At 49.8% G+C, this 22494-nt stretch carries 21 protein-coding genes and 1 tRNA gene; 11 read left to right on the top strand and 11 right to left on the bottom strand.

Going from position 1 to position 22494, the window contains the following annotated elements:
- The first annotated feature begins 8 nt into the window (after positions 1-8).
- Positions 9-680: a matrixin family metalloprotease gene (locus H6624_01625; GenBank protein MCB9083007.1), complete on the top strand. Its 672-nt coding sequence runs from the start codon at positions 9-11 to the stop codon at positions 678-680.
- A gap of 53 nt (positions 681-733) precedes the next feature.
- On the opposite strand, the gene H6624_01620 is transcribed toward H6624_01625, so the two are convergent.
- The 7 genes from H6624_01620 to H6624_01590 form a co-directional block, all read right to left on the bottom strand.
- Positions 734-1558: a hypothetical protein gene (locus H6624_01620; GenBank protein MCB9083006.1), complete on the bottom strand. Its 825-nt coding sequence runs from the start codon at positions 1556-1558 to the stop codon at positions 734-736.
- 187 nt (positions 1559-1745) lie between these two features.
- The gene (locus tag H6624_01615; protein ID MCB9083005.1) at positions 1746-3242 is read right to left on the bottom strand and encodes a hypothetical protein; all 1497 of its coding nucleotides are present in this window, start codon (positions 3240-3242) and stop codon (positions 1746-1748) included.
- A complete protein-coding gene (locus tag H6624_01610) occupies positions 3239-4813 on the bottom strand; it encodes a trypsin-like peptidase domain-containing protein (GenBank protein ID MCB9083004.1) in 1575 nt (524 codons plus the stop codon). Before H6624_01610 ends, H6624_01615 begins: the two co-directional genes overlap by 4 nt.
- Entirely contained in the window at positions 4813-6759 is a 1947-nt protein-coding gene (locus tag H6624_01605) for a hypothetical protein (protein ID MCB9083003.1), read from the bottom strand. The genes H6624_01610 and H6624_01605 overlap by 1 nt, the downstream gene beginning before the upstream one ends.
- 2 nt (positions 6760-6761) lie before the next feature.
- Complete coding sequence (locus tag H6624_01600; GenBank protein ID MCB9083002.1) at positions 6762-7499, bottom strand: hypothetical protein; 738 nt, start codon at positions 7497-7499, stop codon at positions 6762-6764.
- 26 nt (positions 7500-7525) lie between these two features.
- Positions 7526-8314 carry a hypothetical protein gene (locus H6624_01595; protein ID MCB9083001.1) on the bottom strand — a complete coding sequence of 263 codons (789 nt, stop codon included), beginning with the start codon at positions 8312-8314 and terminating at the stop codon, positions 7526-7528.
- Between the two features lie 147 nt (positions 8315-8461).
- A complete protein-coding gene (locus tag H6624_01590) occupies positions 8462-9181 on the bottom strand; it encodes a hypothetical protein (GenBank protein MCB9083000.1) in 720 nt (239 codons plus the stop codon).
- 134 nt (positions 9182-9315) lie between these two features.
- Between H6624_01590 and H6624_01585 the strand changes: the two genes are divergently transcribed.
- A complete protein-coding gene (locus H6624_01585; GenBank protein ID MCB9082999.1) occupies positions 9316-10407 on the top strand; it encodes a radical SAM protein in 1092 nt (363 codons plus the stop codon).
- 5 nt (positions 10408-10412) lie between these two features.
- Here H6624_01585 and H6624_01580 read toward each other — a convergent pair whose 3' ends face one another.
- Positions 10413-11633 (bottom strand): twitch domain-containing radical SAM protein, encoded by a 1221-nt coding sequence (locus tag H6624_01580; protein ID MCB9082998.1) that lies wholly within the window; start codon positions 11631-11633, stop codon positions 10413-10415.
- 108 nt (positions 11634-11741) lie between these two features.
- On the opposite strand from H6624_01580, the gene H6624_01575 reads away from it, so the two are divergent.
- Both H6624_01575 and H6624_01570 read left to right on the top strand, forming a co-directional pair.
- Complete coding sequence (locus tag H6624_01575) at positions 11742-12710, top strand: hypothetical protein (protein ID MCB9082997.1); 969 nt, start codon at positions 11742-11744, stop codon at positions 12708-12710.
- A gap of 175 nt (positions 12711-12885) precedes the next feature.
- Positions 12886-14055, top strand: a complete 1170-nt coding sequence (locus H6624_01570; GenBank protein MCB9082996.1) for a hypothetical protein — start codon at positions 12886-12888, stop codon at positions 14053-14055.
- 77 nt (positions 14056-14132) lie between these two features.
- On the opposite strand, the gene H6624_01565 is transcribed toward H6624_01570, so the two are convergent.
- Positions 14133-14209: transfer RNA gene (locus tag H6624_01565), tRNA-Pro, on the bottom strand.
- Between the two features lie 342 nt (positions 14210-14551).
- Between H6624_01565 and H6624_01560 the strand changes: the two genes are divergently transcribed.
- Genes H6624_01560 through H6624_01545 form a run of 4 tightly spaced genes read left to right on the top strand, consistent with a single transcriptional unit; the run spans position 14552 to position 18327 of the window.
- The gene (locus H6624_01560; protein MCB9082995.1) at positions 14552-15235 is read left to right on the top strand and encodes a hypothetical protein; all 684 of its coding nucleotides are present in this window, start codon (positions 14552-14554) and stop codon (positions 15233-15235) included.
- A 40-nt stretch (positions 15236-15275) separates the two neighbouring features.
- Positions 15276-16616 carry a hypothetical protein gene (locus H6624_01555; GenBank protein ID MCB9082994.1) on the top strand — a complete coding sequence of 447 codons (1341 nt, stop codon included), beginning with the start codon at positions 15276-15278 and terminating at the stop codon, positions 16614-16616.
- 50 nt (positions 16617-16666) lie between these two features.
- Complete coding sequence (locus H6624_01550) at positions 16667-17704, top strand: hypothetical protein (GenBank protein MCB9082993.1); 1038 nt, start codon at positions 16667-16669, stop codon at positions 17702-17704.
- Complete coding sequence (locus tag H6624_01545; protein ID MCB9082992.1) at positions 17701-18327, top strand: cytochrome c; 627 nt, start codon at positions 17701-17703, stop codon at positions 18325-18327. Before H6624_01550 ends, H6624_01545 begins: the two co-directional genes overlap by 4 nt.
- Here H6624_01545 and H6624_01540 read toward each other — a convergent pair.
- The gene (locus H6624_01540) at positions 18305-19477 is read right to left on the bottom strand and encodes a hypothetical protein (GenBank protein MCB9082991.1); all 1173 of its coding nucleotides are present in this window, start codon (positions 19475-19477) and stop codon (positions 18305-18307) included. The two genes, H6624_01545 and H6624_01540, sit on opposite strands and share 23 nt — an antisense overlap.
- Positions 19478-19554: 77 nt before the next feature.
- Here H6624_01540 and H6624_01535 point away from each other — a divergent pair, with 77 nt between their 5' ends.
- The 3 genes from H6624_01535 to H6624_01525 all read left to right on the top strand — a co-directional run bounded on the left by H6624_01535 (position 19555) and on the right by H6624_01525 (position 22184).
- Positions 19555-20286 carry a 16S rRNA (uracil(1498)-N(3))-methyltransferase gene (locus H6624_01535; protein ID MCB9082990.1) on the top strand — a complete coding sequence of 244 codons (732 nt, stop codon included), beginning with the start codon at positions 19555-19557 and terminating at the stop codon, positions 20284-20286.
- Positions 20287-20346: 60 nt separating this feature from the next.
- On the top strand, positions 20347-21048 hold the full coding sequence (locus tag H6624_01530; protein MCB9082989.1) for a response regulator: 702 nt from the start codon (positions 20347-20349) through the stop codon (positions 21046-21048).
- 155 nt (positions 21049-21203) lie between these two features.
- Positions 21204-22184 (top strand): alpha/beta fold hydrolase, encoded by a 981-nt coding sequence (locus H6624_01525; protein ID MCB9082988.1) that lies wholly within the window; start codon positions 21204-21206, stop codon positions 22182-22184.
- Positions 22185-22258: 74 nt separating this feature from the next.
- Here H6624_01525 and H6624_01520 read toward each other — a convergent pair whose 3' ends face one another.
- A complete protein-coding gene (locus tag H6624_01520) occupies positions 22259-22477 on the bottom strand; it encodes a hypothetical protein (GenBank protein ID MCB9082987.1) in 219 nt (72 codons plus the stop codon).
- Between the last annotated feature and the right edge of the window lie 17 nt (positions 22478-22494).

Raw genomic sequence — 22494 nt, 5'->3', positions numbered from 1 at the left:
GTTGGTTTATGAACTTCAGGAGATGGGCAAAACTTGCATTCTGGGTGGGTTTTATCCCCCTTACCACCCTTGGATTTCGCACCTACTCAGGCGGCGGCACCTGGGACATCAACTCCTCAACCGCTGCCAGTGCCAAATTGTTCGTGGATTACACCCAAGGTGCCACAGTCATCAGCAACGATTTACCCAACTCTGACCCACTCTACGGCACCGGCAACCAAACAGTCGATCAACTGATGGCGTCCATTTTTAACGACATCAATGGGGTCAATGCCTCTTTTGTGACTCTGGTCACCACCTCAGATCCTGATTACTCGGCCGCAGCCGGCCATAACCGCACCATCACGATTCGCTTTAGCGGGGCAGATGGGGTGAGTGCCGGAGAAGCCAGAGCAACGATTAAGAGCGGAAAAATTGTCGGCTGTGACATCACTGGTGAGCCCGATATGCTTGATTCGGCCAAGGATTTTGTTCGCACCTTGACCCACGAATTGGGTCACTGCCTTGGGTTGGATCATCCCCAGGAGACCGTCAATGCCATTATGTCTTACTTTCACGACCGAGACCATAACACTCGATTACTGATCGATGACAAGATGGGCATTACGTTTTTGTATCCAACCGATCGCGCGGCCGCCAAAGAAAGCCCTACTTTTGGCATGTCCTGCGAGCGCAAATAAAAAGCCCGCGCTATAGAGCCCGGGCTTTATTGATTCATAAGGGAATTTCACTACTACAGATTCTTGTTAATTTCCTTTCCATAGTAGGTGGCTGTCTTCCCGATGGCATTGATGATCAACTCTTCCAGCTCTTTGCTGTAGGCCAGGTTTCCAGCCATGGCAATCGTGCCGTCTGAAGTTTCATAAGTACCTTCACCCTTTTTGTGAGCAGCCGTGGCTACGGCAAACTCACCGTTACGGTTGACAATCATCACGTCGGCACCTGCCGCGGCCGCAGCTGACCCGACATTGCCTACGGCTGTCGAAGGAGTGTAGCCCACATCAAGCTTAACCACAGCAACGGCATCTACCTTTAGCTCCTTAGCCAACTGCTTGAGTTGAGCGCGGACAGCTTCATCCGAGCCGTGAGTGACCACAAAGGGCACCATCCCCTTGGCCGGGATAAACTCGTCCTTAAGGTTAACGGTCTTGTTAATCATACCCTCTTTGACCTTCATGGTCGTCGGAGCCTTGGTGGTGAACTTCTGATAGGCAGCTGATTTAATCACATCAGTGTGAGGGACCACTTTCCAGGGGCCGACCTTGCTGAACTCCGAATGGAATCTCTTCAGACCCACATTGACGATCTTAGGATCCTTCATCTCCAGGTTTTCATAGGCCTTGACACCATCGGTGGCTAAGGTTTTGAGTGCCATCAAACCACCCAAAGCACCACCATTGGAACTGGGACTACGATTGTAAATTACTTTGTTGGAATAAACCGACACAATGGCTACCGTCTTGATCTTCTCCGCCTCAGGCTTGTTGACGATACTTAAACTTCCACAGCCAGCAACCAAAAACAACAGAGCCAATAGGCTTGCTCCTGTCCTAAACATTTTTCCTCCTGAAAATAGTAAATAAGGGACTCGTCACTTTGAATTCTAATTGTAAGATCGACCTCTCATTCAGGTCATGGAAGAATGGGATTATGGTAACAAAAGCGACTATTGTCCGATGCCAATTTAGAACCAGCACTAGACTTGGAATTTGAACTTAATGATAAATCGCGATTGAACTCAAAGATCAAATGCCACGAACAAATTCCAAAACCATTTGCTGTGACAGAGCCCGGGAGTGCAACAAAGGATCTTCCAGCATCGATTTGCTGATTTCATCCACCAATGGTGCCACTTCCTGTTGAAACTTTAGGATAGAGGTGAGTTTCCACTGATTCAGGTCCTCGGCCTCTGCAAGTGCGTCTCCCAGTCCACGAACTGCCTGATCCATACTTTGGACCAACTCGGGTCGAGTCTCTGCCGGCAAAGTGGTGAGAGACACAAACAGGAATCGAATTGCTGACCTCAAATAGGCCTTGAGGGAACGTCCGTTGGCAAAGGCCGCTAGCTGGTCTAAACCATGGACTTGGATTCGGCCAGCCAGGGTTTCTTCAAAATGAGGATAAAAACGTTCTCTCACCAAGGAATAACCGGAGTATTTGAAATACGGATTGAGGGCAAGAAAGTGGAACAGCTCTTGCTCTGCCAAATCCATTTCAGGATTTTGAAGTTCCCAAATCTTGAGCTTGGCCAAAAAATCCCCATCCGGACGATGCAGGAATTTTCGAAGATGATCGAAGGCCGCCTGCCTTGATTTGATGCCACCACTGAGCTGATTTGTTGCCAGTACCAATGGATGGACATAAACAGTAGGAGACGAGTGACGATCGAGCAGGGTTTCGGGCGCGTTGTAACATTTAAGAATCTGGTCTGTGCGTATCCGACAATTGGTACGCAGGTGGGAAGAAATGTACAAATAGGGATTATCACCGTGTGCCCACGAACCCGCCATTCCCCTTTTGCCCCAACAATGAAGACCTAGGCTATCGATGGCACAAGTATGTTCAAGGCCGGCTGAAACAGCGATTGGGTCCTTCAGGCCTCCAGGGACCTTGGTTTGTCCTTGGGCATTAGATCCCCAACACTTCACTTTTCCATCGTCAATCACACAAGCATGAAAGCTCCCGACAGCGAGAGCAGTCGGATCCTTGATGTCGAGGCGAGAAGAGGGACTCATTGGGGCCAAGGAGTTCTGTCCAAAACAGTGGACGCCCTTTTTATCCAGGGCACAGCCAAAGCCATGACCCACGCCCAGATCGAAGGGCTCATCCAATTCTAAATTAGTGGTCAAGCCGCCAAGACAACGTATTCGTTTTTTGTCAAATATTCCGCAAGTGATTCCGGGTCCCGCAGCCACCTTGGAAATCACGCCCCAATCCTTGGTGTCATTAACAGCTACCGCAGACCCGTGCCCAATGGGGCACAGCAGATTGGACTGTGCATTCCTGCGTTGAGTAACATAGCAGACATGATCGTAGCCTGTAGCCAGGTCGATGAGACTTGCATCTGAAGGCAACTGGTAGGTGTCTCCACCTTTGTTTGCTCCGAAACAACGAAAGCCCTGTTTCGTCGAATAGCAGACTCGATTACCACCAACGGACATGGGAAACTCGGCCCAAGAAGCAAAGCTCAACAGAGAAACCGCAAGAAACAATAAGATTGGAATTACCTTTTGGGCATTCATTGGCAACCTCTGGTAATGGTCAAATGACCGAGAGTGGTTTTGAGTCTATTCAACAAGGCTTTCAGTTCAATTACCTGATCGCTGTCAAAGCCAGACCCCAAATAGAGCCGGGACCAGGCGGGAGACTGGATGAGCTGAGCCAGACGATCTTCGCACACCACCTGGTGATGACCGCCTGCCACAGTCGAGATCACTTCAAGGATTTCTTTTCTGAGGACACCGACAAGAGGATCGCGTGCAGCCAACTGCCTCCAGGGCTTATCGAGAGTCTCCATCGACCTGCTCACAAGACCGTTGAGCACCTGGAGTTCGTTTAAGGTTTGCTGTTCGGGATGATTAAGAGAAGATACCCGAGTCAGCGGCAGCCCGCCTCGTCTCAGCAATGCAAAGAAGCGACTCAGCGAACCGTTTAGTAGATGAATCTCTCCGTTGAGCAACACCGAATCCACGGTGACCTTGGCTCTCTGGTAGGCCGCACTGCGAACAGCAGAAAACCACTCCTGTTGAAACGAAAAGGGCCAAGTTGTCTGGGAATCAGAATTTTCCCAACTCAAATCAATGGAGCACTGGTTGAAGTCGTCCATCATCATGCCGCCAATGCCGACACCGTCTCCCGAGCCTCGATGAATTAGACCTGCTCTAAACTTTCGCCTCAAATCAGGAAGGTCCGCAGCTTTACCCGAAATTCGTCCGCCGATGGGTTCCCAGTCCTCGCCCTTCTGGCAGTTGGTCACCTGAAAGCGCACTTGTCCAATGAGGGTTGCTTCCTGTCCATTCATTTGTGACTGAGCATCCAAAGCCAGTGGGGCGGCTCCTGCAAAAGTATCTGTCAACCACAAGGCAATTGGACAAGCTGGGATAATGAGACCGTTGATTGCTTTCGTATCGGCGCCCACAACATCCCTTTTACTCACCGCCCGACTCTCACCACCCAGGTCACGCACTAAGAACTGATGGCTCAGTAGACCGGCAAAGCCTTCACCTTGTGGGTCAAACACCGGGCCTCCACTCATGCCAAGCTCTGAATACAGATCTGATTCGAGCATAAATTCAATTGCCGGCAAAAGATGTCGCTCCGACCTCGGGTTCAATACCTGGCCCTTTCCGGAAGTCACCGACTCAGACCTCCAGGTGAATCCATAGGAAATGAGCTCGGCAGGACCCGGAAAATGACAAGCCTTGAGCCCCTCATAAAGGGACTCAAAGCTCAAAGCCTGACTGCCGTCCGGCAAAGCATTCAACTTCAAAAGGGCCAAACCATGGGCAAAGCTCACTGATGACAGCTGAGCCTCATAGCTTCGTCCGTTTACAACAATCTTGTGACAAAACCCAGCCTGTTGATTTGCGTGGTAGACCACGTGATCGGACGTCAGCACATAGACCTGATCTTTTCGGGTGAGGAGAACTCCAGATCCTCGCCGCTGCAGGTCTTCGATATCAAACATTCCGCAGTAGGAGCTCACAACCTTTACAGCGTGGTCCTCGCCAGCCGTAGCCGTGAGACCACCAGCTGCCGCAGTTAGAATTAATAGAGATAACAGTGTCCAAACCGCCAGCGAACACCTTTTCATTAGTAGGCCTCCATTCCAGGCACGGACCCATTGGGAAAACGATAGCGGGTGTTCTTGCCGTTTCCCTTGCGTTCGATGTCACCCTTGGCGAGCCACTTGCTAATGATTCTAGTGGCGGTTGCCTTTGATACACCTAGGTTATCTTGAATCCGCGAGCGCGACATCCAGCCATCCAGTTTGCCTTTGCCAGGATCTTCAGCGGGTGATGCACAAATGCCACTCAAGTCCTCACCGACTGGATACAACTCAAATCCCTGAAGGGAGTAGGCATTGGTCCCAAGGAAGGACCAATTCTCAATGGACGACTCTAAAAAAACCACGCCCCGAGAAGATCTGACCACACCATATGGCTCCAAAACCCGATTGGCTTTTGAAATCAAATTGGCAATTTTGGGGTCATGGTTGATGGGATCATAGCCACTGATGCCGAAGCAAAAGGACAGCAAGTAGTCCTTACTTCTGGGGCCGTTCAGCGAAAGTGCCAACAACAGGCGAGCCAATGATTCAGATTGCCGCTCATCAGTCACTTCACCATTTTGTACAATTTGAATTTTATGGCGGCCCATATCCAAACGAATGCCATTCGACTCCTCTCCTGATCCTTGAACCAGCATAGGCCGGAAGGCTCCGTATAGAATTTCCAAACCTTCCGGAACCAGTAGGTCATTTCCATTCATCAGGGCCGAGGCAAAGACGGAAATGAACTGATCAGCCATTTGCCTTCCGTCAACATGAGAGGGGCGCCCATCAGTGTAAATTGCCTTTAGACTATCAGTTGCCAACTCCACTCGACCATCGCGTAAGGCAAACAATGCATCCAATAACTGAGACTCATTGCTCAACAAACGATTCTCATTGCGCATCGCCGAATTCACACAGTGAACAGCCCCTTCCACTTCCTCTGATGGCCGTCCAGAAAACAGCGCGATCCAGCGCAGGGAGTTTTCCAACATCTTGACGGTAGTCATGGAGACAATTTCGTCTCCGCTGAGGTGACCAATATTATCGACGATAGATTTCACTTTGTTTAAGCCGAACTCGTTCGGAGACCGGAGCCATTTATGAGTCCAACAGTAGAGTCGCTCAATCTTGGCGTCGAGCTTGACTGGGGACTTGAGGTCGTGGGTCACCAACAATCCCTTAATGGTATTGAGTCTATACTGTGACAACCAATTTTGCTTGCCCTCGGTTTGAATCTCAACCAAGGATTCTACCCCCTGCTTGCCCTCAGGAAAACAAAGCCATATCAGGGAGGAAAGAAATGCCATGGTGAACGCCACCTGTTGACCTGGGTCCACTTCCTTGGCAATCGCCCTCAGCTCTTCCAAATTCAAGTGATCAAAAGCTGTGCGCGCGGCAAGGGCCATCAATTGCTGGCGGATGGGCCGCGCCCAGTCTTCATTTTGCCAGCGAGAAAACTGGCTGCGAAACCTCTTGAGGTGAGAATTCACATCGTGACCCATGACCTCGAGGCACAAGATCAAGTTGAAGTAGGCCTTGACGCTGATCTTCGATTCACTTTCGCGCAACTCACTTTGCCGCTTGGCCAAAGAGAAGTAATAGGACCCTTTTTCAAAGTGCTGCCTAGCCAAGCAATTGAGGCCAGCCTGAAACTGAAATCGTCCACTCAAGGGGATCATCTTTTCATGGCAGTACTTTTCCAGTTCCGCCAAGGCCTGATCGGCCCGATCCAACTCAAGTCGTCCCCTCCAAATTGCGATCTCCAGGAGTAAGATTTCCTGGGTCAAACTGCCGTTCACTCCCATATCCAGAAGTTGGCAAATTCTGGATGCTAAAGGTTTTGTCTGATTCAAGCCCAGATCCAAGCACAGATTTAGATACTCCTCCTGACAGCGAGGGGTATCTCCCTGATCCCTGATGTCCCACATCAGCTCCACGCGCTGGGGCAAGTTAGATTGGATTGAATCAGCTAGGGTGCGCTCCAAACTTACTGCGCCCCTTTCTGGGTCACCGGGACCTTGGCCAGTTCGGCCTCAACATACTCACCGATAAACTCGTTGGTGCCGATAATCTCCAGGGTTTCGATGCCACTAGGAAACTCGGCATACAAGAAATTGTAGGTTTGGGTGATCATGGCATAGGCCGCCTGGCCATTAAGAAAAGCCGTCGTTCGATCACCGGAAGCCTTTGCAGCGCCGATGATATCTATTAACTGTCCCATTTGCCCTCTCAACAGACCACGGAAGTTCTCACTTGTGGCCGGATTCTCAATCAGGGCTTTGTAATGGCGAAGGATGGCCTCCAGGCTGTCGGCTATGTAGGTGGGCAGATCTGAGCCCACCCGCTCGCGTATTTCAGCAACCGACTTGGTGATCTCGCTAATCGAATCTAAAGTCCAATCGGTTTCAATGCGCTGAAAAAAAATGGTTGAAAACTTAAAATGGAGGAGCATCTTTCTTAGCGCATTTCCCGGTTTAGAGGACCACTGGGATTCAGTGGCCACGATCTCCCGAGCCTCGTTGACATTCTTTTTCAAAATATGAAGTCGGGCTCGGTAGTAATCGTGAATACCTTCCTGGTCGATGAACTCCAGCTGGCCATAAATGCCATCGAGGGATTTCATCATATCAAAACTATCGGATTTGCTCTCCGCAGCCTGGGCGTTCGCTCCAAGGAATAACCCGAGCATAAGACTGACAACAAGAAGGCGAATGGTCTGCAACATGAAATCTCTCCTCATTGATTTCAGGATTAGTTCCAATAGGTTTCAACCCGCACTGACCGGGGCAAATATCCCAGGTCAATATTCCAAAAATCAGGATCATAGGTCTTGAGAAGCCGCCTGAGGCCCTCAACAAATAATGAGAATGTGCCGTCGATCTGGCGACGGGCCCACCAAGAGGCGGCCATCTCCATATGGGTTGTGCGGTAGTACTTGTCTTCTCCCGGGACCAGGGCCTTAGAGGGAACATAATCCTGGCGCCCATCTTTAAAACTGATGGCTCTCTGCAGCCCCCAATTCCCACGCTTACACCACCCCTGATACTTCCCGGCGACACTTTCGATGCGCGGTTGGATGATTCGATAGGAAATCCAAAAGATCCGTGCAAGCCGTCGAAAGTGAGTGTCATAGATAGGCTGCATGATAGGCCGTACCCAGCGAAGACCCCAGTTGTAACCTGGAACCATATTGTTGATCGCCCAACGGACAAAGGCTGGGTTGTAATGCCCAAATCGTGTCTCTTTTTCCGGCCAGTACAAGATATAGTCGCTGTGGGGCCCCTTTGAACTCCATATTTTGTGCCCAGAAATCTGGGCCGCTGTCCTAAGACTTAGAGTCTCTGGCTTGTCTCCATTGCCTTGGCTGTCTGAGTAGAAGTTGCGAATTCCGCTGCCATTGAAATCATTGGGGCCAAAGTTTTCGAAGGCCAACCAGGCCTGAACGATGCGAGCAGGAACATCAAATTGATTGCCTGCTGAGCCGGAGGCTCCTAGAACTATGGAAAAGAGGATCACGAGAAACCAGTTTCGCGCCTTCATACTACCGTCCTTTTTGACTCATCACTTATCCCTAGATAACTGATACGATTGATTCGAACCAAGGCGAAAGAGTCTATGCTGTAATAGATATGGGCAAATTCCGCGGCCCCTGAAGTTATTTCAGGGGCCGCGTGGCTGGTGAAATCTTTAGTCGAGGCTCCGTCGAATTTTTTCCCGATCCATTTTGACCGCTAAAACAAGTTCATAGACGGCTGTGATCTCCGCTTTATCATCAAGAAAAGGTTCAATAGCGTCCAGAGTTTCCAACAAGGCATAAAAGTAAGGGCGGGCACTGCCGCTGGCATCACCACGAGCTTCAGCAATAGCCAGAGCCTGGATCGCCACCTTTCTTAATGGCATCAAATAATCGATCTGGTCCTGGGGATGACTATGTGGAATCAAAGCATCAACAAGTTTTAGGACATGATTGGAAAACCGGGCAATCTGGGAATTGTAGGCGTGACCATAGTCTCGGTGGTATTGAGGGCGATCAATTGGTCTAACATATGCAATGACTTGAAGATAGCGCACAGAGTTCTTGTCGGTGCGAAATTCAATGGTAGAAGTATTTTCCCGGACCGTAACCGTGTAGTCGGGGTCTACACCAGGAACAAACACCGTACCCTTGATTTTGCCGTTGGCCATCACCTGCCCTTGGGAATCCCAACGGTTAGCGGATTGGGCCTTAATCTGCACATTTTCGACAAAATAAGTGTCACCAAGTGACAGTGAAACCACTCCTCTTTCAAAAGAAACCACCATGTTGTGGCGGACCAAGTAGATCGGGGTAAGATTGCCAGAGTTCTGGTGGGCAAAGGCGGGAAAAAAAGTACCAAGGCCAACCAATATAAAGAGTAACAAGCGCATGGAATTCCTCCATTAGGTAGGTTGTTGAGTTCCCGGTCACCCTAACCCGGAGCATTAAGACTGTGATTCACAAAGAACTATTAGCTGAGTCGAATCTTTGTTAGCCTACCCAAAAAGGCGGAAGGAGCCCGATTTTGGAGAGATTGGTTGCCGTGGAGGCTCTCAACCCAAATCATGACAAACTCACCCGATTTCTTTGGTTTACAGGCCTACGCTGCAATTTGAACTGCTCGTATTGCGACCATCACGACCAAATTTCCCCTTACCTTTCTGTGGAGATGGTAAAAAGTGCCATCCAACACATCCGCGCCAACTTTTCCGATCGATATCTGGAAATGGTTCTCACCGGCGGAGAACCGGCACTCAATCCGGACTTCCTAGAAATTTTACGAATTCTCAAGGAGGATGGTGGAGTTCATTATCTTGGGACGATGACCAATGGTATGAGGCCGCTGGAGTTTTTTGTCGAAGCCATGAATTGGCTCGACATCATGATTATCTCCTACCAGCTGGAGAATCCCCAGCGGGAAAAGGTTCTCGAAGTGATTGAAGGACTCCATCGACAGCTCAATCACAAGTTTGGAGAAAACAAAAGGTGGATCCATGTTCAAGTTATGGTTGTTCCCGGTGAGCTAGATCACGTTCGTCAGGTGGCCGACCGCTTGCGGAAGCTGGATATCCCAGTGACCTTGCGCCGGGTGCGCCCACTGCTGCACCGATCCTCCCTTGGGACCTCTCCTCAGTTTGTAAAACCCTATGAGAATCCTCTGATCGACGGACACCAGGACCCCGATCTGATTTTTGATGAAGATGTCCCTGTTGACTACTATTCGGCCGAGGAGCTGCAGATTCTTGAGGATTGGGACAGAGAATGGGGGGGCGTGGCCAACTTCAACCAGGTTGAATCCGTCTACGAGGTCCGTGAAGGTTCAAACATCCGCTTTGAGCGACGTCCGCAAAACGTTAATGATTTTCTGATGCGTGGAGAAAACAATTACCAGGATTGGTTGTGCTGGGCAGGAAATCAATCGATTTACATCGATGAAAAGGGCAATGTTTTTGCTGGGAGTTGTAGGGTCAAAAAAATGGGACACATCAACAATGGATTCACTATCGAAGAAAGTCCCTTAATTTGCACTCCCGGCTGGTGTCGATGTGGGACAGACTTAAAGGTGACCCGCTTTCATCCTGATTTCGCCGACCAGGTTCGTCTATCTAAAAAGTAACCTCCTTAGAAGGCTTCGAACGCCCTAAACTCCGGGATGGCATCAAGAATGCTCTGTTTCCTTAACCGATCCACTTCCTTTGTGTAGCGGACAAATTTGTCAAAATACAACGGCTGGTTATGTTCCAGGTCCTTGTATTCAGTTTTGACACTCAAAAGGCTGATTATGCGGCCAAGTAATTCGGCATTCTTGAGATCGGTTTCAGCAATTTTGAGCTTGAACTCCGTCAGCTGCTTGCTGATTTCCAGCCGAAACCAAGGCGGCAAAACCTTTACATGAAGGATTTCTGGAGAGACCAGAACTTGGTAAAACGTGGGCCGCGTATTTAGCTCGGATTGGCACCAGTCATAAAGATTTTCCAAGTCCAAGACATTGTAAACCTGAATCGTGGGAAGAATGGGCAACTCCTCTAAGTTTGGTAGCTGTCGAAACTGACGAATATTATTGGCAAGTTTGTCTACCGCAAAAGAATCCCCTCTCAGGTAGCGATGAACAACATCACTCCCGTCAATACTATAAGATAGGCGGACTTTGTTAAAATTCTCCAGCACCCTCAAAATCTTAGAAGAAACAATAGAAGCATTGGTCACAATGGACAAAGTCATGTCGCGACAAATGTCCATGTTAGCAATCGTCTCCAAAAATAGTAGTGAGTCCTTGTCAAAAAATGGCTCCCCACCCTTTAATGTGAGACGTTGGAGATTCTGACAATAAGGTAACAAAGAAAGGATGTCGCTCAGTCGAGAACCTTTGACTCCCTGACCCGCCCCTGTATTCGCATTGTCCGTTAGCCCCAAGTCTGGCGAAAGTTGAGCTTGGTACTTTTCCCAAGAGGAACTAAACTCCGAGTTACAGGATCGACACCACATATTGCATTTGTTTGAAACAGCGATATCCAGAAAACGAATATCGGGCACCGTGCCACCGACATCAACTTCAGGCCCACCTGCAAACTCCTCTTCCCAGTTGTCCCTAAAAATCTCCCGCCTGGATTTCAACCCGGCCATTTCCCTCTCTTCGCACACCCGGCAAACTGAAGGCCAGGGATCTCCAGGCCTCACCCTGCGCAAGGCGGAGTAGGAATCACTGTTCCAAATGGATTTCAGATCCTGGCCATTCAATGAGCCCAAATCCTGAGTGCCACTGATGCACTGGCGGACTCCCCCCGTAGGATGAATATTGATGGCGATATGAGGTAAGAGACAATGGACGGTATCCTTCTTCAATGCGGCCCCCGATATTTGAGAGGATAGAAGATTCTCCCCTCCTAAACAAGGGCACCCGGAGATTTACCTCGATTTGACTGGAGGGTCGTTGAGAAATACAATTTTGCAATGACTTCCCTTCCCAGATACCTGGTTTTTTTGGCCTTTGCCTTCAGCCTTGGTTCGGCAGCCAAGACTGGGGTTCCTCAGGAGACCCAATCCAGCCCCTATACTTATGTTGACCCCAAAGTGGGTTACCTGCCACTCCCCCTGGTCAAAACTGAGGTGCACAAAGTCGTTGCCAACGAAACGGTCTATAAAGTGACCTATAGTTTTGGCCAGTTCGGAGAGAGACTCACTCCGTCAGTAGTCGAATCGCCACAGGTCCATCTGACCGTTTTTGGGGGATCACTTGGTTTTGGAGAAGGTGTGAATGATAACGAAACTATCCTTTTTCATCTCGTCAAAAACAACCCAAAGGTGATGCCTTACAACTTTGCTTTTCGGGGACAAGGTCCAAATAGTTTTTTGGCACGGTTGGAGTTCACTAATGTCCTCAAAGATATGTCTCCCACAAAGGGGACATTCGTTTACCTTCATGCTCCATTTCATTACCGTAGAGCATATGGATACTCCAATGTCATTGGCCTCTGGGGGCGCAACACCCCCCACTACGAGATCACCGATACAGGTGAGCTGAGGTATTCAGGCCTATTCAGTGAGTCCAAGCCCTACCTCACTCAGTTTTATTCCTGGTTTGCTCAGTTGGATCTGGTTCAACGGCTCGGACTTTACTTTCCCATTTTTGCGGAAGGTCGCGCCCGCGATCTCACCTGTAGGATCATAGCTCGCATAGAAGAACTCATTAAGCGGGACCAACCCCAGAGCCAATTGATAGTGGTCACCCTTCCCAGACAGAGTCATGCTGAGCTTCCCAGGTGTTTGACCGATGGAACTCATGTTCACCACGACCTAAGAAAATCCTACCCTCCCCATGATTTGGAACGCATGGAAATCCCGCTCGACGGGCACTACAACCCCTGGGGCAATCAGGTCCTCGGTGACACAATTCGACCCTTACTCGGGGAAATTCAGTAAATTTTGCCCTTTCCCCTGACTGAGCCCCAAAACCTAAAGCCCTTCTATCCGCTGGAATCCCAAGTCAAATTTCATTTGCTACATCGCGCCATACAGCCTTGGTATCGGGATTGATAGGCAAGTGCCTAGGGTTTTGAAAATTGGACTCACGGACACAGAGTTTTAGGGGTGTTTTATGGTGAGGGGTTTAAAGACTTCCCAGCCTTGGAGCTGGGCAGTCCTATGGCATGGGATACTGCTGGGGTTTTTGCTCGTTTTGAGCTTAACCGGGGCATTCAATAGTTTTGGTCAGGAGCCTTTAGCTCTTGATCTCAATCGCGTTTCACTCGCTGACAAGGTGGTGGATTCCCGCCTTGAAGCGCCGGAGCTCAGCGAATCTGGCGGCTACCGAATTTCAATTCGACTCAAGGGTGGGACTCTGATTGAGCTTCAACCCAACCTAGCTGAACTCAATGATTGCTGCCGTCAGCATTTTCCTGATGAATCCAGTCAACAGCGGTTTTTAGATAAACGCCGCATGATCCTAAACAATATGGCGGCTGTTTTAAGCTATGGAAAACTCAGTCTCGGAGTCGGTGGATATATAAAGGACCGCTTCAATCAGCTGCGCAACAAAGGTGAATCCTCTCACCCAATCGCCGAAATCACGGGCGAGCGAGTCTCAGGCGGCGGCCAATTTGGTCCCCGAGGACTTCAGGCGATATCAGCGATTCTTCACTCTTTAGACAGAACTCTTTGGAAGCAGGCTCCCCTAGTTATCGAAGCAAATGAGTTCGGAGGCCTTCTGTCATTGGGATTGATTGCCGAAGGGGGAGTCCGCAACAAAGGATACGGTGGTCAGGCGTCGATTGGCATCAGCATTGGCTACAACCACAAGGAAAAAAGTTTTGTCTTTGATATATATCGAGAGACAGAGAGCTTTCGCAGCTCTCTCGCCGCTGTCGGAGTCGTGGGCATCACACCCAAGCTTGGTTTCTTTCTGGCACAAACACGCACCGGAGAAGCGCATCAGGCTCGGGCAGGTTTCGCCTTCTACCCTCCCGGCGCCCCCGGCTTTACCCAATCCACGTCAAACTTTTTTGCCGGCGGAATCAATACAGCTCTAGCCTTGCCCCCTCCTCCCTTTGCGGACCTAATGACATACACCAACAATGTGCAGAGGACTTCCATGCTCCGCGTGGCGGTCTCTCCCCTATACAAAGGCTTTCTTCGCGTATCTGTAGGAGGACTGCCTGGATGTACCCAGTGGGCCTGGCAAAAGATTAGGAACCTTAAAGAAGAAATTGTCTACCAAAGCCGTCGTTTGGCTTTCGCTCTCGGCTGCATTGGCCAGGTGGTGTTTTAGATAGCGAAACTCCGGTTCGAATCCAGTCACCCCCAAAAACTATAAGAGCCCATGACTGAAGTCATGAGCTCTTATAGTGGTCGGGGTGACTGGATTCGAACCAGCGGCCTTTTGCTCCCGAAGCAAACGCGCTACCAGGCTGCGCCACACCCCGACGGTCAGATTTGGCTGGCGATAATGGAAGGAAGCAATTTAACTCCGCCCAAACCATTTGTCCACTTAGGAATCACCCGCCCAGGTTGAGAGCCTCCCTTGGGTGGTAGGACATAAGTATTTGAAGATATTATGTTATATTAGATTTCTTGGCTCACCACCCTGTTAGCCAATTGGGCAGCCGTGCAGACTCTCGACAATCAATCCAAAGAATGGACAGGTGAAAAGAGTCCTACTGTTCAGCTCCAATCAAGCCCCTCCCCTGATGGCCCTCAGCTTGCTCTATTTATGGTCATTGGGTGTGACTCACCGGAATCGAGTCACGAGCAAGGTTGGGTGAAAAATGCGATTAGAACGAATCACGGATGTGATACAGACCTGTCCACGCGATTGGTTGGACTTAAATTCAAAAACACAAAAGTTGCTTCAAACGGCAGCTCTTCTAGTGCTCTCCACAGGATTTCTATCTTGTGCTCCGACGAGCTTTCAGGCCAACAAGAACAACAATCGAAGTCCTGCATCGACTTTTGACAGCCTTAAGTCATGCAGCTTTGCCGACACCAATACGCTCAGGAGTGTCCTCGAAAGTAAGCTGAAGATTGCCAAAAAGGACGTTCCACTGGTGGACGACAAGGGAAAGATCAAGACCAGCGCTGAGTGCAAACAGGGTGCGAGCACCGAGTGCTACTATCTGCACAAATTCAGAGCCGACCTCGGCGAGGCCAGTCCCAATGAGGGCCGGCTCGCCAATACCGAGTGCACTCCAACCAAGTTTCGCATCACCACCGAAATGTTCATCAACGCCTGTGAAATGGCTATGAGCCAAAGTGAGGTCAAGGCGGCCCTTTTCCCAAATGGCGTTGGGGATTTTGAGTACCTGTATCTAACTTTCGTTGGGCGCAGGCCAGAAGGCAATGAAACACAAGTCCTCGAAGAACTGCAAAGCCAATTCGAAAGTGAGGACAAGAAGGCCGTGGCCGCCTGTGCCAGTGTCGCCGCCAGCCTCGAATCTCTGACAATCATGTAAGAAATGGGTACTGGGGAGTGAAAGGATTTGGGTGAGTCCAATGGGTAAGGAAAGTAAAAAACAACTCAGTCGGCGAGACTTTATCACCAAAACTACAATCGCTTTGGCGGCGACGGGATTGGCACCCCTTGATGCCCTCGACTGCGCGCAAACACTGGCGAAAAGGTACCTCCCTCTGGCTGAGGCTGACGAACGGAAAACGCCCGTGCGTATGATCGAAATCGGTCTCCGATCTGGAGTGCCCATGATCATGTTAGGCGCTAATGACGACTTCAAAAGGCTCTCAACTCCAAGGCACCCCAACTGCCCCTATTCAGGAAACGGGTTGACCCTGACCCAGAACAATCTCCATCTGAACACCGCCACCATGGCCCTACAGCCCTATGCCGGCAATATTGCCATCACTCAGGGTGTGGCCAACGAAACCGGACACTCCTCTTTGTTTGCACATCGTAAGGGGGGTGCAACTCAAAACCTGAGAAGCCCCATCATTGAACTCATATCCCGCAACACGACCAGCTCGCTGATGGCCGGAATTCAGTTTGGTACCGGAGTGACTAACAACACATTGGGGAAAGCTGATCTTCAGGCAGTCAATACGACAACTTTCTTTGACTATTTCAAAAAGCCAACGCTCAAAGTGAGTGAGATCGAGGCCGATCTTATCGCCAAAGCCTCTCGCACCTTGTCCCGGCGTCAGGCCATCATGCTGGAGAGAGCGCAGAAGACAGCCATCCCACATGCTGAGTCTCACGCGTCGGCCGTCTATTTGATGACAACCGACTTCAGCTCTCAACTAGTACTCGATGATTTGCCATCAGGCCTCCTCACTGGACGGCAAACAACATACCGGGACCCTGCTCGAGGAATGGCCATGGCCTTAAAGGCAATGAGTCTGAATCTCATCAACTCTGCCCAGGTGGTAATCAGTACCGGTGACTGGCACCGCTACCAATCCATCGGTGCAAGCCCAAGCAACTACCCAGGAGAAATGGCGTCGATCTTAAGCAGCACGATCTCCTATTTACAAAAGACACCAGATCCCGCAGGTACAAAAGGTGAAACCCTATGGGATACCACCTTTATTGTCATCGGCACGGAATTTACTCGCGGAATTGCTCCCGTAGGACGAGACAATAATGACGGAAGTACTCAAGGCTTTGCGATGATCGGCAAACGAGTGGCTGGTGGCTTTTATGGTGGATTTGACCTGAAGGACACGGGCGGAGTCGCGGGAACAGCCTATGGCTGTGATTTGATCACCGGGCAAAAGACTCCAACCGAGAAGAATACCAACGAGCAGATCTATCATACGGTGAACGCTTTGGCACAAAATCCCGGCGTGGACTTGAAAAAAGTCTTTCAGTGCATGATCGGCTAGCCGCTATGAACCGTGCAAGGATGCCATTTAACATTTTTGGAGTTTTGATCTTGTCTTTGACCCTGATCTCTTGCAATGGCTACAGCGCCAAGGATCTCACCGGCAATACTGTGCCTCTGCGCTCACGAAGCCCGGATGAACAAAGACTAAAGGCGATGAAAACCGCTATGGTCGCTCTGGCTCAAAAATTTCCCACTGATGAGGAGATGTCGATGGCCGCGACCCAAGAAGGGTACGAGCAGGTGATCCGCTCCATTCTTGATTCTGATAATTTCAAGACGGCCGTACAGTTGACGTCAATGAATGACTTTGAGATGGGTGGAACCAGCGGAGGAATCAACTACAGCGAACCCGCTAATCTGGCGGCCTATCTCATCACCAACAATGAGGACTACCGACAGATTCTCACGGCTGACTATTGTGTCGATGATCAACTTAAGAAAATCAACTGTTCCTCCTTCTCGACACCAGCCCTAGCACAGGCCAATGCTGCTGGCGCCATCACCACACGTGGGTTTTTGGAAAAATGGCAGGCGGCCTTTAACTTTAGAAGAGTTTCGAAGGTCTTCGAGGTGTTTGCCTGCTCTGAGTATCCAGACAAATCAGATGAAGGGCTTTTACCTGAGCAGCTTCCCGGCACCCTCAAGACCTTTGCCTGTCAGGATTGTGTTCCCAAATGTTATGATTGCCACAAGACGATGAATAGCCGGGCCACTTTGTTTTACACCTTTGATCGCAAGGGATTCTACAATCCCAACCCTAATCCGAATCCCAATGCTGGTGAGATTACAGTCACTGATACCAATAAGGCTTCAACAACCAAAGACATCGTAGCCGATGGAGTAAGTGCAACTTACAAAGGCACCAATGTCGCGAGCCTTCGCGAATACGCTGGCCTATTTTCTCAAACTCAACAGTTCCGCAACTGCGTCACCCAACGGGTTGTCGGACGCCTGTTTGGTTTGGATCACGATAAACCACTGCCTGAATCAATGACTCACTTTTACATGGATTTGGAGGCTGACCAATTTAAGCTCAAAGACTTTATTTTCCGGGTTGTCACGAGTAAGGAGTTTCTAAACCGATGAACAGCTTTCATCTGTTTCTGACCAGTATTTTCTTTTTATTTCTGTTCCTCATGGGACAAGGTTGTTCCGTTGTTGGCTCCTGGCACGATGAAGGTTCTCTGGAGGACCGTGTCGACTTTCGGGACCTTTACCAAATCCAGGAAGGAGTGCCCATCTACTCCACATCCAATTCCACGGAGATGGGAAAGGGGGAAAGCATGACTCTGGTCATGGGAATCAAGGATAAACAGTGGGTCGATGCCATGTGGGATCATCAGTTGGCAGATGGCTCTAACTACTGCGTCCAGGACACCGCCAGTAATCTACAGTCCTCTCTGATTACCTGTTCCCATGCCGGCGATCTAAAAGTTGATCTTTGGGTGCTCTATGCGGATGGCAGTCAGGACTCCTTCCAAGTACAACTGTCGGTCACGGATAATGGGGGCACTCCACCCACTCTTCCCGATGGGCCAGCTCTGTATACCCAGCATTGCCAGAGCTGTCACTTTTCATTGGCCAACACAGATCAGAAAGGTGCCACTCAACAACAGATCAAATCAGCGATTTTTGGAGTGCCTACAATGGGAGGGCTGGTGAATCTCAAAGCTGATGAAATAGCGGCTATTGCCCAGGCCTTGAAGTAATTTGGAATTTTCCGCTTCTATACCAATGTTCAATTTTCTCAGCCATAAAATCTGCGAATTGGTCTGCTCCCTTTTGCATGAAGTGGCCATCTAGGGGGATAAAGTAATTACCCTGACTAAAACTTCTCAATCGATTATAGACCTGACTTCCGTCGATCATCTCAGCATCAAGTAGGTTGGCGAAACCCACGCCGTCAAAATAGTTATCAGCATTATTCACCACAAAGATCTTGATTCGTCGACCTTCAGCAAAAGTGCGGATCTCCTGAATGAGTTTTAACTTACCCGGATCGCTAAAACCACCCAATGGTGGTGGTATCGAATCATTATCGGCCTGAGCCACAGGGGTTACCTGGTGCCAAAATAGTTTCCAAAGGAACGGATCCCAATTGCGGTCCGTGGGCAAACTGAGTTTACCTGCCAATAAAAGGTCCACCTCATTTGAACTCAACAGGAAAAATCGCTTCAATGGCCCAAGGATCAACTCATCCCTGCTCTTCGGAAACTTATTGGTGTCCCAATCCTGCATATACTGAGCGCCAACTTCCGCCTGCGGCCAGTTCAATTCCAAATAGGCCTCATCGTCCCAAAGCATGAAAGACCGATTGAGATCAGTGCTCCAGACAGCAAACACGAAGGCATCTATCTCCATCTTCTCCTTCTCGATCAACCCCACAATGGTGGACCACCAATTGCCTAATCCACCACCATCAATCGAAAAATTCATGATTTCGATCGGCAGCCCTCTCCTCTCGAGCAGCTCTTCCGCCTGCTCTGGCCAAGGCTTGGACAGGTATTGGGAGGCTGAAAAAGAATCCCCAAACACCGCCACACGAATTTGGTTTTCATGGCTTCGTTTAAGATTAAAGTCTTCGAAATCTGGGAATCCTAAGTTATTTCCTCGCGAAGAAGCCCAGGTCTGTACTCCCCCAACTGTGGTGTAGGCCCCCATACGAGTCGGCCTAGACGACAGCCTATAGCCAATCACGGGATCAAAGGAAACATGACTGATTCCTGGACCATGTTTCTCCAAAAACCAAATGGAATAGGGTTCAATCCATCCTTTGACATAACAAAAGGTCGCAAGCGCCTCGGCTACTCCATAAGCGAAAAGAACAGAGAAAACTGCAAGGAAGAGGTTCTTATTCACTCTTCTATTTTGGAAAATCCATCATTTGGGCACAAGCCCTGTTGATCATTTTGACTCCACTTGGCAATATAGCGGCCATGAACCTATTGCTCCTTGATCAACCAGATCTAATTTCCCCAGATCGCGCCCTGATCAGCGGCCGACGCGTGGATCATTTGGTCAAAACCAACCAGTGTCAGCAGGGGAAAATTTTGTGCACGGGACTTCTCAATGGCCCAATTGGCACGGGACAGATCCTGGAGTTCTCTGGAGACAAGATTCAGCTTGAGATACAGCTAAACGAAAACCCACCAGCCCCGGCTCCCGTTCAGCTCGTTCTCGCCCTTCCTCGCCCCAAGTATCTGGGAAGAATCATTCAGTCGGTCACCACCTTGGGTGTTAAATCCATTCACCTCATCAATAGCTTCCGGGTGGAAAAGTCCTTTTGGCAAAGTCAGCAATTAGGGACCGAGACCCTTCATGAAGAGCTTCTGCTCGGTCTAGAGCAATCACGCGACACCATTTTACCCAAGGTACACCTTCATAGGGGTTTTAAGCCGTTTGTCGAGGACGTTGCGCCAGGGCTGTTGATCCACAGTCAGGGCCTGGTGGCTCATCCCGGGTCCCGAGTCCGCTCCGATCGCAATTCGAGTGAAGCTCATCGACATCTGCCTCAACACTGGACTTTGGCCGTAGGCCCCGAAGGAGGCTGGATTGACTACGAGGTGGAAAAATTCCTTGAGGCCGGCTTTCAACTCCATTTTTGGGGGGAGAGAACCCTTAAGATCGAAACCGCCCTCGTCGCCCTGTTGAGCCGCCTTCTGCCGTAAACCAATCCCAGACCCATGTTTTGCCCCAATTATTCCGATAAGATGGACTGAGGTGGTATTTTGAAGCGCAATGTTCTCCTAGTCGAAGGGGACCCCAGGGTCCTAAAGCTCACTCAGTTCATGCTGGAGCAGGCAGGATTTGTGGTGAAATGCGTGAGCGATGGTTACGCCGCCATGGACGCTCTCCGGACTTTCGATTTTGACCTGGCCCTACTTGATATTCATCTGCCGCGGATGTCGGGAATTCGCCTGTTAAGGGAAGTCCAAATCATTAAAGACCGCGCCACACCTCCGATTTTACTTCTCGCCAACGAAAGTGAGCAGGCGGAAATCAAGCGCGCCATGCAGGCCGGTGCTTGGGACTTCATCATGAAACCCCCTCAACGGGATTTGCTCCTCCGCCGAGTCGAGGCCCTCCTCGGCACCCGCCCCCAATTTGAGGAATTGGTCTTTCCGGATTCGGCTCCTCAATCTGGTGGGGAACTGCGAATGCCTCTTAAAGTGAAGTCTGTTAGCGTTAAAGGCCTCGTCATTCACTCACCCATTCCTCTTGAAGAGTCCTCGGATGCTCACTTCATATTTGATCTCGTCGCCTTGAGAGATCTCAATATCGATCCGTCGAAATTACGAATTTGTGACTGCAGTGAGGTTGACGATGGCTGGGAAGTGTACGTCACATTTCTCGATCTAGACGCCAAAGACTACCAACTCATTCGCGAGTGGATCGTCACTCACTCGTACCAATTCCGGCGAACCAGCTAGAGCCTCGTCAAGCTTCGACAAAGTGAGGGCCCGACTATCTTTAGTTGGCCCTTTTTGTGGCATAAGCTTTGCCTTTAACAAAACCACTCAAATCAGGCTCCTCTTCTCCCCATGTAGTGGAGCTGACGCTAACGACTTGAAAAAAGGAAAAACCCATGCCCAAAATGGTCCCCCTATTTACTCATCTATCCACCGGACTTAGTCTTTTTGCCCTTGCTCTTGGATGCGCCCACCCCGCCCAGGCAGCTAGCCCAAACGCGGCTGTACCTGCTGAGACGGTACCTGCTGACGGCCAAAAGAAAGAAGGCGATTTCAAGCAATTCGTAGAAAACATGGTGCAAACCATGCTCTACCCATCTGGATATGCGAACACTTATGCCGAACCCGCTGGGCACGTGAGCCAGGCTGGTTGTTTGGGCGAATTCCTCTACCCCTCGGATGGAGTTAAGGTCGAAGCCTGGGTTTGTGGCCCTGAGTTTGACGGCAAAATCGAGACCGACAAGCCCATTCTTCTGTACTTCCACGGCAACGGCGAAAACATTTACTCTACCTATCGGGACAAATACCTGAGAAAATTGGCTCGGCTGTTTAAGGTCAACGTCGCCGTGTTTGATTACCCTGGATATGGTTACAGCGAAGGACCCGCTAATCAAATTACCTATACCCAATCAGGTGTGGCCACCGTCAATTGGCTTCAGGAAGTGTGGAAACGGCAAGGTGGTGAGGGCCGTCCGAACTTGACCCTGATGGCCTACTCCCTCGGTACGGGCGTGGCCATGCAGACTCTTGATCAAACCATGGATAAGGTCGACAAGTTGATTCTCATCGCCCCCTGGTCGAGCTTTGCTGCCACCGTAAGCGCCAATACCTTTATTATTCCCGAAATTCTCGCCCGCGGATTGGTACCTGAACATCTTTATGATTCTTTGGCCGTTGCCAAAAAAGTGAGTATCCCTGTATTAGTTGTCCATGGCGACCAGGACCGGTTAATTCCCCACAAAGATGGTGAACGCTTGTTCAATGCCTTCCCATCGAAAAATAAGACCTTTCGCTTGATTTCTTCTGAGCATCCGGGAGCGTCAGTACATCGCCATACGATGTTTGCCATTCAAAAGTTTTTTAAGGAAAATCCTTAATCCAAAAAAGAAAGGAGCGGTGGGGACCGCTCCTTCGGGGCATTCTCTATATTCGGGGCTATAGATTTCAATAATCAGTGCAGAGCCTTGTAATGGTGATTCTCCACATAAGCTGTAGCTTCAGCCAGGAATTGAACCACCTCACCAGACCCTGACATAAAGGACACCTCAATAGGCTGGTCACTTTCAAGCTTCAGGGGTCGAGCAGTTTCGCAACCGCTCACAATAAAAGCTAAATAAGGAATACTCAAAATCACAACTAAGATTGATCTCCATCTGATTTCTACTTTCATGGTTCCCCTCTTTGCGT

The organism is Pseudobdellovibrionaceae bacterium (assembly GCA_020635075.1).
Lineage (GTDB): Bacteria > Bdellovibrionota > Bdellovibrionia > Bdellovibrionales > UBA1609 > JADZEO01.
The sequence above is the reverse complement of the archived record's forward strand: the minus strand, read 5'-3'. Positions and strand labels throughout refer to the sequence as shown.